We start from the raw sequence: 9,236 nt of genomic DNA on the forward strand, positions 1-9,236 counted from the left end.
GCCGTCTGGCGTTCCGGAATACCCTTTGATCGCAATAGGATCGGACAACAGGCTTGCGGCCGAACATAGGATCTACGCCTTGAAACGAAGACGCTAGTCCACCTTCGCTGGCGAAGCATCCTCGAAGCGGTCCACCTTGCGCAGGCTCTTGAAGCCGAGCATCCAGCCACCGGTCACGGTCAGGGTGCAGGCGCAGCCGATCAGCGCCGCCGGCACCACGCCGAACCAGGCGGCGCTGGTGCCGGCGCGGAATTCGCCGAGCTCGTTGGAAGAGCCGATGAACAGCATGTTCACCGCGCTGACCCGGCCGCGCATGGCGTCCGGGGTGGAGAACTGCACCAAGGATGAGCGGATGTACATGCTCACCATGTCCGCACCGCCGGCCACCACCAGCGCGGCGAACGACAGCCAGAACAGGCTGGAAAGCGCGAACACCAGGTTGGCCACGCCGAACAGCGCCACCGCGCCGAACATCACCAGGCCGACATGGCGGTTGAACGGCTTCATGCTCAGGTACAAACCCACCGACACCTCGCCGATGGCCATGGCGCTGCGCAGCAGACCAAGGCCCGTCGGCCCGACTTCCAGCACTTCCTGGGCGTAGATCGGCAGCAGCGCGATCACGCCTCCAAGCAGCACGGCGAACAGGTCCAGCGAGATGGTGCCGAGGATGATCGGCCGCGTGCGGATGAAGTGGATGCCGGCGGTAAAGCGCGCCCAGGCGGTGGACTCCAACGCCTGCATCTTTTCCGCGTAGCGCACCGGCACTCGCGGCAGCAGTGCGGAGCCGGCGAGAAAGCAGGCCAGGCACACCGAGTAGGTCAGCCCACCGCCGCCGATGGCGTACAGGCCGCCACCGATCACCGGCCCGGAAATGGTCGCGCCGCGCATGATCATGCTGTTGGCGGCGATGGCCGCAGCCAGGCGCTCGCGCGGTACGATCTGCGGCAACAGGCTCGATAGCGCCGGCCCGGTGAAGGCGCGGCCACAGCCGTAGAGCACCAGCACCGCGTAGTACCAGCTGACCGCCACCTCGCTCAGCGACAACCACAGCAACGCCGCCGCACACAGGCCTTCGAGCAGCCAACTGAGCATCAGGATCAGCTTGCGGTCGTAGCGGTCGATCAGGTCGCCGGCGGGCATCAGCAGCACCAGCATGGGGATGAACTGGGCCAGGCCGACATAGGCCAGCGACAGCGGATCGCGCGTCAGGTCGTAGACCTGCCAGGCCACCACGATGGCCTGGATCTGTACGGCGAACACCACCACGATGCGGGCGATGAGAAACGGCAGGAAACCGGGAAGTCGGTAGACGGAAACAGGGGCAGCGGACACGGCGAAAATCTCGAGGCAGAACCGGCCAGTGCCGGACGAGGTAAGCCGGCCAATCTACGGGAAAGCTCCGCCACGGGGCAAACCCGAGAACAGGCTGTTGCGCAGATCACGCCCTGGTCTACGCGGTGGCGTCAGACACACACGAGCGCCTTACTGGACGACGCCGGGTGCCGCGCCTGGTTCGGTCACTGCAGGAGCGCCGCCCCGGCGCGAAGACGGATACGGCCGTATCGCAATAGTGAGCCGCCGGCTCCATTCGCCGCGGGCTCGGCTCCTGCAGGTATTGGCAGCTCGGGGGATGCAGGAGGTCATTCCTCCCGCCAATATCCAGGCTAGACGAATGCCTGGTCGCCGAAACCGCGCGGCAGACGCTGCGGGCCTGGCAAGGCAGCCAGACGCGCCTCCCAGGACGTGCGCCAGTCGTTGACGGCGCGGGAGGCCTTTTCGCGGCGGGCGGCACGTCGCGCGGCATTGCGTGAGTTACGTCGAGCTTCGGTGAACACTTCGGTCTTGCGGCAATTGCGGCATTTGACCTTGGCCAGTTCGGTGGTGGCGGGCAGCTTTTCACCATGAGAGCCACAGGCGAGGTGGCCAGAGACTTTGTAGTGCATAACCATCGCGTTATCTCCTTGATTGTGGGTGCCCGACTGCAGCCAGCCGGTCTACACCCCTCAGGAAATGGGACTGTGCAAGCGGTACGCGGGTTCATTGCCATCGACCAAGGGGCATGCCGCCTCTGGCCGTGCGCCCCGCCAAAGGGTTTTAATGCGCTCTTTTACCGGAACCTCACCATGCCCCTGAGCCCCGACGAACTCACGCAAATCAGCGCTCTCACCCTGGCCCACTACCAGAGCAGCGCCGAGGATTTTCGCGAGGGCACGCGCGACCATGATGTGAGTCAGAACATTGCCGCCCTGCTGCGTCATATCGAAGCTGAAAAGCCCTGGCGTATCCTCGATTTCGGCTGTGGCCCGGGGCGTGACCTGCGTACCTTCAGCGGCCTCGGTCATACTGCCGTCGGCCTCGATGGATGCGCCGAGTTCGTCACCATGGCGCGCGCCGACAGCGGCTGCGAGGTGTGGCAGCAGAGCTTTCTCGAACTGGACCTGCCGGCCGGGCATTTCGATGGCATCTTCGCCAACGCCAGCCTGTTCCACGTGCCGGATCAGGAGCTGCCGCGCGTGCTCGGCGAGCTGCATGCGGCGCTCAAGGCCGGCGGCGTGCTGTTCAGCTCCAACCCGCGCGGCGAGAATCAGGAAGGCTGGAACGGCCCACGCTACGGCAGCTACCACGACCTCGAACGCTGGCGCGCGCGGCTCACGGCGGCCGGCTTCGTCGAACTGGAGCATTACTACCGCCCCGCCGGCCTGCCACGCGACCAGCAACCCTGGCTGGCCAGCGTGTGGCGGCGACTCGGTTGAGGTTCACCGCCGCAAGGCATGCCAGGGCGCTCGCTCGGGACAGCCAGGCGCCTGGTAGTTCCCTGCCTCGCCCTAGTCGAGTACAGGGCGGAAGAAGCTGCGCTCGTAGCTGAGGACGCAGCGCGTCTCCTCGGCGTACTTGAACGCCGCCTGGCACTCGGCGTCGACGAATGAATCCTGACGGTAGCGCTCGTAGTCGGTCAGGCTGGGAAAACTGAACAGTGCCAGCGCGACGTTATTGGCCCCCTCGGACGGCAGGAAATAGCCATGGTGCGTACCGCCGAATTTCTCTACCAAGGGAATCCACAGTTTCGCGTAGCGCTCGAATTCCTCGAGTTTGTAGGGGTCGACGATGTAGCGCAGGTAGCAAGTGATCATGGCAGTCCTTCCTTGCGGGCATGTTCGATGAGCGCGCGATATAAACACGGCTCGGCCGGCAGATGCATCTGCTACGGAACGAAATCGCCTTCGCCAACAACCGCCCGCTGCAGAGCACCGAGCATCGGCGCCCCAGTGCCCGCGAAGCGCTTCAAGTTGCACCTGGCTGGAGGGGACCGGCACGGCTTCGCGACAACATCAGCGCCAGGCCTGCGACCCAGATCACCGAGATACCGTAGTTGATGCGCTGGTACAGGCCGAACGAATGCCCGGTCTCGACGGCCTGGGCCATCAGCACCACAGTGGCCACGGCCAACAGGGTGCAAGCGAGGGAAAACAGACCGAAGCCGCGAGCGCCCATCAGGCGTTTACTCGCAAAGGCCCAGAGCAGGCTGGCCAGGGTCAGCGACAGGAACATCACCAGCCCGGCCAGGTTGTGCATCTGCTGCGAGAAGGACGGCTGTAGCGGCGCGCATCCCTGGTCGCAGGGGAAATAGCCGGTGGCGAAGCTGGCCAGCCCATGGACGAGCATCAGCCCGGCACTGAACAGCGCCAGCCGCGAGCCGCGCAGCCGACGCAGCACGCCCACGGCGAAGAGCACAAAGAGCACGCCCAGCGGCCGGTTGTTGACCCAGGCCGAGAAGCCCTGGGTGGGTGAGCCCTGCGCGCCAAGCTGGCTCATGGCCTGATCCAGATGGCTGTAATCGGGGTACGCCAGCGCCGTCAGCAACACGCCGAAGAACAGCCAGAACGGTATCAGCACGCCCAGGCCAAGCAACATCCGATCAAGGTTTTTCATTCGTCCCTGCTCCTTGCGGGTAGTGGGGGCCCCTTGCCCCTGCGGTGAGTCGGCTAACGGGTCTTGAGCGACGGCAGCAGCGCGGTGAGGATGCCCAGCAGCGGCAGGAAGGAGCACAGCAGGAACACCTCCTCGATGCCGTGGATGTCCGCCAGGTAGCCGAGCAGCGCCCCGCCGATGCCACCGAAGCCGAACATCAGACCGAAGAACAGCCCGGCGATCATGCCGACGTTGCCCGGCATCAGCTCCTGGGCGAAGACCACGATGGCGGAAAACGCCGAGGCCAGGATGAAGCCGATCACCATGCTCAGCACGCCGGTCCAGAACAGGTCGACGTGCGGCAGCAGCAGGGAGAACGGCGCCACGCCGAGGATGGAGAACCAGATCACCCGCTTGCGCCCGATGCGGTCGCCGATCGGCCCGCCGAAGAAGGTGCCGGCCGCCACCGCGCCGAGGAACAGGAACAGGTAGAGCTGCGAGCTGGCCACCGACAGGTCGAACTTCTCGATCAGGAAGAAGGTGAAATAGCTGGTGAAGCTGGCCATGTAGAAGTATTTGGAGAACACCAGCAGCGCCAGGATCAGCAAGGCGAACTTCACCCGCCCGGACGACAGACCATGAGTGGCCATGCCGCCCTGCTTGAGTTTGAACAGCGTCAGGTGGTGGCGATACCAGCGGCTCAGGCCATACAGCACGACGATGGCGAAGGCGGCGAACAGGCCGAACCAGGCGACGTTACCCTGGCCGTAGGGAATGATGATCGCCGCCGCCAGCAGCGGGCCGAAAGCGGTACCGGCGTTGCCGCCAACCTGGAAGGTGGACTGCGCCAGGCCGTAGCGGCCGCCCGAGGCGAGGCGGGCGATGCGCGACGCCTCCGGATGGAAGGTCGAGGAACCGATGCCCACCAGTGCTGCGGCCATGAGGATCGCCGGAAAGCTGCCGACGAAGGCCAACATGAGGATGCCGACCAGGGTACACAGCGAACCGGCCGGCAACAGCCAGGGCTTGGGATGGCGGTCGGTGTGATAGCCCACCCAGGGCTGCAGCAGCGAGGCGGTGAGCTGGAAGGTCAGGGTGATCAGGCCGATCTGGGCGAAGCTCAGGCCGTAGTTGAGCTTGAGCATCGGGTAGATGGCGGGCAACACCGCCTGGATCAGGTCGTTGATCAGGTGCGCCAGGGCGCAGGCGCCGATCACGCGCATTACCAGAGGGCTGGCCTGGCTGACGGGCGAGGCGCCGGCCAGGGTCGTAGCGGCAGGACTGCTGGACATGCTTGAAGCTTCCGGACGAGGTGAGGAACGGCGCTATGCTAGGCTGCGCCCAATCGCCTGTCTCACGAAGACAGGGCAGCAACCCTCGCAAAAAGGGCACAGGCATGCGATTACCTGACAAGCTGCTGGCCGAGATCGACGCTTCCCCCTGGCTGATCAGCAGCAGCGCCACCGATTACCCGATCAACGCCATCATCGAGCCGCACTCGCACCGCAACAAGCATCAGCTGATCTACGCCATCTCCGGGGTGATGGTGGTGACTTCGGCGCTGAACCAGTGGACGGTGCCGCCGAGCCGAGGCATCTGGATGCCCTGCGGCCAGGTGCATGCGATCCGCTGCATCGGCAGCGTGCGAATGCGCAGCGTCTTCGTGCGCCCCGACAGCCTGGCGGACATGCCCGCCGAGTGCCGCGCCGTGGCCATCTCACCGCTGCTCAGCGAGCTGATCCGCGCCGCCGTGGCGATCACCCAGCCCAATGCCGACGACTCGCGCGAGGCGCGGGTGATGCGCCTGATCCTCGATGAATTGCGCATCCTGCCGACCCTGCCGCTGCACCTGCCGCAGCCGGCCGACCCACGCATCCAGGCGATCTGCGCGACGCTGCAGAACGACCCGGGCGACGCCTCCACCCTGGCCGACTGGAGCACCCGCCTGTGTCTGGACGAGAAGACCATCCAGCGCCTGTTCCACAAGGGCACCGGCATGACCTTCGGCCAATGGCGCCAGCAAGCGCGCCTGTTGTTGGCCCTGGAGCGCATCGCCCTGGGCGAGAAGATCATCGACATCGCCGTGGCGCTGGGCTACGAAAGCCCCAGCGCCTTCGCCACCATGTTCAAGAAGCAGTTCGGCACCACGCCCAGCCAGTTCTTCAAGTGATGCCGAGGCTGCCCAACGCTTGCTCGCAGCATGCCGACGACACTCATTAGCCACTTCAACAACCGCTATATATAAATAAACATAACGATGTAGGATTGCGCATCCGGTCTGTCGTCAGGATCGACGCCACGAGAAATACTCATGCTCAAGCCTCTCAAGCACAGCCTTCTCGCCCTCGGCCTGGTCTTCGCCAGCGGCGCCATCGCCGACGAGGTCAAGGTCGCGGTCGCCGCCAACTTCACCGCACCGATGCAGGCCATCGCGCCTGCCTTCGAGAAGGCCACCGGGCACAAGCTGCTCGCATCCTTTGGCGCCACCGGGCAGTTCTACGCGCAGATCAGGCATGGCGCGCCGTTCGATGTGCTGCTCAGCGCCGATGACAGCACCCCGGCCAGGCTGGAGGGCGACGGCGCGACCGTGCCCGGCTCGCGCTTCACTTACGCCATCGGCAGCCTGGTGCTGTGGTCGGCCGATGCCAGCTACCTCGACGGCACGAACGCAGCGCTGAAAGCCGGCCAGTTCAGGCACCTGTCCATCGCCAACCCGAAGGCCGCGCCCTATGGCCTGGCCGCGATGCAGGTGCTGGACAAGCTGGGCCTGAGTGAGGCGGTCAAGGCCAAGCTGGTGGAGGGCCAGAACATCACCCAGGCGCACCAGTTCGTCTCCAGCGGTAACGCCGAGCTGGGTTTCGTCGCCCTGTCGCAGCTGTACAAGGACGGCCAGCTCAGCAGCGGCTCGGCCTGGATCGTCCCGGACGCGATGTACGACCCGATCAGGCAGGACGCGGTGATGCTCAAGCAGGGCGCGAACAACCCGGCCGCCGTCGCACTGGTCGAGTATCTGAAAGGCCCGGAAGCGGCCAAGGTGATCGAATCGTTCGGCTATAAACTGCCGTAGCCTGCCACCGGAACCCACTCATGCCGCTGTCCAAGAACGACCTCGATGCGATCCTGCTGACCCTCGAGCTGGCCTCGCTGACCACCGTGCTGCTGCTGATCATTGGCACGCCCATCGCCCTGTGGCTGGCGCGCACCGACTCCTGGCTCAAGCGCCCGGTCGGCGCCGTGGTGGCGCTACCGCTGGTGCTGCCACCGACGGTGATCGGCTTCTATCTGCTGGTGAGCATGGGGCCCAATGGCTTCTTCGGCCAACTGACGCAAAGCCTGGGTCTCGGCACCTTCACTTTCACCTTTACCGGCCTGGTGATCGGTTCGATCTTCTATTCCCTGCCCTTCGTCGTGCAGCCGTTGCAGAACGCCTTCGAGGCCATCGGCCGTGGTCCGCTGGAGGCTGCTGCGACCTTGCGCGCCAATCCCTGGGACTGCTTCTTCAGCGTGGTGCTGCCGCTGGCCCGCCCCGGCTTCATCACCGCCGCCATTCTCAGTTTCGCCCATACCATCGGTGAGTTCGGCGTGGTGCTGATGATCGGCGGCAATATCCCCGGCAAGACCCAGGTGGTCTCGGTACAGATCTACAACCACGTGGAAACCATGAACTACGCCCAGGCGCACTGGCTGGCCGGTGGCATGGTGGCGTTCTCCTTCATCGTTCTGCTGGCGTTGTACAGCGGGCGCAGCACCCGGATGAGGGCACTGTGATGTTCGGTTTCGGCAAGGCCTCGGCGCCCGCCGTCCAAGACGATGGACGCATTCGCGCGCGCTTTCTGGTCAGGCATCCGGGCTTCACCCTGGATGTCGACCTCGACCTGCCCGGGCGCGGCGTCAGCGCGCTGTTCGGCCATTCCGGTTCGGGCAAGACCAGTTGCCTACGCTGCTTCGCCGGGCTGGATCGCCCGCAGCAGGGCTACCTGCAGGTCGCCGGAGAGCTCTGGCAGGACAGTGAGCGCGGGTTCTTTCTGCCCGCTCACAAGCGGGCCATCGGTTACGTATTCCAGGACGCCAACCTGTTCCCGCACCTGAGCGTGCGCAAGAATCTGGAATACGGCCAACGGCGCATCCCCGCCGCGCAGCGCAAGGTGGCGTTGGATCAGGCACTGGAACTGCTGGGCATCGGCCATCTGCTCGAGCGCATGCCCTCGGCGCTGTCCGGTGGTGAACGCCAGCGCGTCGGCATCGCCCGCGGGCTGGTCACCAGCCCGCGCCTGCTGCTGATGGACGAGCCGCTGGCTTCGCTGGACCTCAAGCGCAAGCAGGAAGTGCTGCCTTATCTGGAGAGGCTGCACGAGGAGTTGGAAATACCCGTGCTCTATGTCAGTCATGCGCCGGACGAAGTGGCACGCCTGGCCGATCATCTGGTGCTACTCGACGAAGGCCAGGTGCGCGCCAGCGGCCCGCTCAAGGAAACCCTGCTGCGTGCCGACCTGCCCTTCGCCAGCGACGAGGATGCCGAGGCGGTGATCGACGGTCAGGTCTGCGCTCACGATGCCACCTACGATCTGCTGGAGCTTCAACTGCCTGGCAGCGAGGCGCGCCTGCGCTTGCCCCATGCGGCGCTGCCCAGCGGCCATCAGGTTCGGGTGAAGATCAAGGCCCGCGACGTCAGCCTGGCGCTCAATCGCGCCGAGGATTGCAGCCTGCTCAACCTGCTGCTGGCGACGGTGGAAAGTTGGCAGGCGCTAGACGCGCAGATGCTGCTGACCCTGCGCATCGGCGAACAGCATCTGCTGGCACGGATCACCCGTTACTCCTTCGATCAGTTGGGCATTCATGCCGGACAGGCGCTCTGGGCGCAGATCAAGTCGGTATCGTTGTTGGCACCCTAGGGGGCGGGACAAACGAGCCGGTCGACCGTAGGGTGCGCCACGCGCACCGAGCACGCGCAGATGCCCCCGGTTCGTCGCCCGGATGCAATCCGGGACGATTACCAGATACCCGGCAAATTCCTGCATACCCGGTGCGCATGGCGCACCCTACGCAGGATCGGTGCGCGCCGTAGGATGCGCCGCGCGCACCGAGCACGCGCAGATGCCCCCGGCTCGTAGCCCGGATGCAATCCGGGGCGATTACCAGACGCCCGACAATTGCGGCATACCCGGTGCGCATGGCGCACCCTACGTAAAGATCGGTGCACGCCGTAGGGTGCGCCGTGCGCACCGATCAGGCGCACATGCCCCCGGCTCGTAGATCCTATGTTCGGCCGCAAGCCTGTTGTCCGATCCTATTGCGATCAAAGGGTATTCCGGAACGCCAGACGG

At 65.3% G+C, this 9,236-nt stretch carries 10 protein-coding genes; 5 read left to right on the plus strand and 5 right to left on the minus strand.

The features are described from left to right. Positions 1 to 93: 93 nt before the first annotated feature. Together ACN0X6_RS24550 and ACN0X6_RS24555 are read right to left on the minus strand one after the other, a co-directional pair. Positions 94 to 1,335 carry an MFS transporter gene (locus ACN0X6_RS24550; protein ID WP_417707945.1) on the minus strand — a complete coding sequence of 414 codons (1,242 nt, stop codon included), beginning with the start codon at positions 1,333 to 1,335 and terminating at the stop codon, positions 94 to 96. Between the two features lie 332 nt (positions 1,336 to 1,667). After that, positions 1,668 to 1,952: a hypothetical protein gene (locus ACN0X6_RS24555; RefSeq protein WP_417707947.1), complete on the minus strand. Its 285-nt coding sequence runs from the start codon at positions 1,950 to 1,952 to the stop codon at positions 1,668 to 1,670. Positions 1,953 to 2,126: 174 nt separating this feature from the next. Here ACN0X6_RS24555 and ACN0X6_RS24560 point away from each other — a divergent pair, with 174 nt between their 5' ends. Next, positions 2,127 to 2,756, plus strand: coding sequence for a class I SAM-dependent methyltransferase (locus ACN0X6_RS24560; protein WP_417707949.1), 630 nt, complete (start codon positions 2,127 to 2,129; stop codon positions 2,754 to 2,756). Positions 2,757 to 2,828: 72 nt separating this feature from the next. On the opposite strand, the gene ACN0X6_RS24565 is transcribed toward ACN0X6_RS24560, so the two are convergent. The 3 genes from ACN0X6_RS24565 to ACN0X6_RS24575 all read right to left on the minus strand — a co-directional run bounded on the left by ACN0X6_RS24565 (position 2,829) and on the right by ACN0X6_RS24575 (position 5,204). After that, positions 2,829 to 3,134: an NIPSNAP family protein gene (locus ACN0X6_RS24565; protein WP_125836179.1), complete on the minus strand. Its 306-nt coding sequence runs from the start codon at positions 3,132 to 3,134 to the stop codon at positions 2,829 to 2,831. 151 nt (positions 3,135 to 3,285) lie between these two features. Then, positions 3,286 to 3,933, minus strand: a complete 648-nt coding sequence (locus ACN0X6_RS24570; RefSeq protein ID WP_417707952.1) for a DUF998 domain-containing protein — start codon at positions 3,931 to 3,933, stop codon at positions 3,286 to 3,288. 53 nt (positions 3,934 to 3,986) lie between these two features. Continuing rightward, the gene (locus ACN0X6_RS24575; protein WP_417707954.1) at positions 3,987 to 5,204 is read right to left on the minus strand and encodes an MFS transporter; all 1,218 of its coding nucleotides are present in this window, start codon (positions 5,202 to 5,204) and stop codon (positions 3,987 to 3,989) included. A gap of 104 nt (positions 5,205 to 5,308) precedes the next feature. Here ACN0X6_RS24575 and ACN0X6_RS24580 point away from each other — a divergent pair, with 104 nt between their 5' ends. From ACN0X6_RS24580 to modC, 4 genes are all read left to right on the plus strand, one after another. After that, positions 5,309 to 6,082, plus strand: coding sequence for an AraC family transcriptional regulator (locus tag ACN0X6_RS24580; protein WP_417707956.1), 774 nt, complete (start codon positions 5,309 to 5,311; stop codon positions 6,080 to 6,082). Between the two features lie 141 nt (positions 6,083 to 6,223). After that, positions 6,224 to 6,979 carry a molybdate ABC transporter substrate-binding protein gene (modA, locus tag ACN0X6_RS24585; RefSeq protein WP_417707958.1) on the plus strand — a complete coding sequence of 252 codons (756 nt, stop codon included), beginning with the start codon at positions 6,224 to 6,226 and terminating at the stop codon, positions 6,977 to 6,979. A gap of 20 nt (positions 6,980 to 6,999) precedes the next feature. Beyond that, positions 7,000 to 7,680 carry a molybdate ABC transporter permease subunit gene (gene modB, locus ACN0X6_RS24590; RefSeq protein ID WP_417707959.1) on the plus strand — a complete coding sequence of 227 codons (681 nt, stop codon included), beginning with the start codon at positions 7,000 to 7,002 and terminating at the stop codon, positions 7,678 to 7,680. Continuing rightward, positions 7,680 to 8,804: a molybdenum ABC transporter ATP-binding protein gene (gene modC, locus ACN0X6_RS24595; protein ID WP_417707960.1), complete on the plus strand. Its 1,125-nt coding sequence runs from the start codon at positions 7,680 to 7,682 to the stop codon at positions 8,802 to 8,804. The genes modB and modC overlap by 1 nt, the downstream gene beginning before the upstream one ends. Positions 8,805 to 9,236: the final 432 nt, after the last annotated feature.

It is taken from the genome of Pseudomonas sp. (assembly GCF_048269965.1).
In the GTDB taxonomy this organism is placed as follows: domain Bacteria; phylum Pseudomonadota; class Gammaproteobacteria; order Pseudomonadales; family Pseudomonadaceae; genus Aquipseudomonas.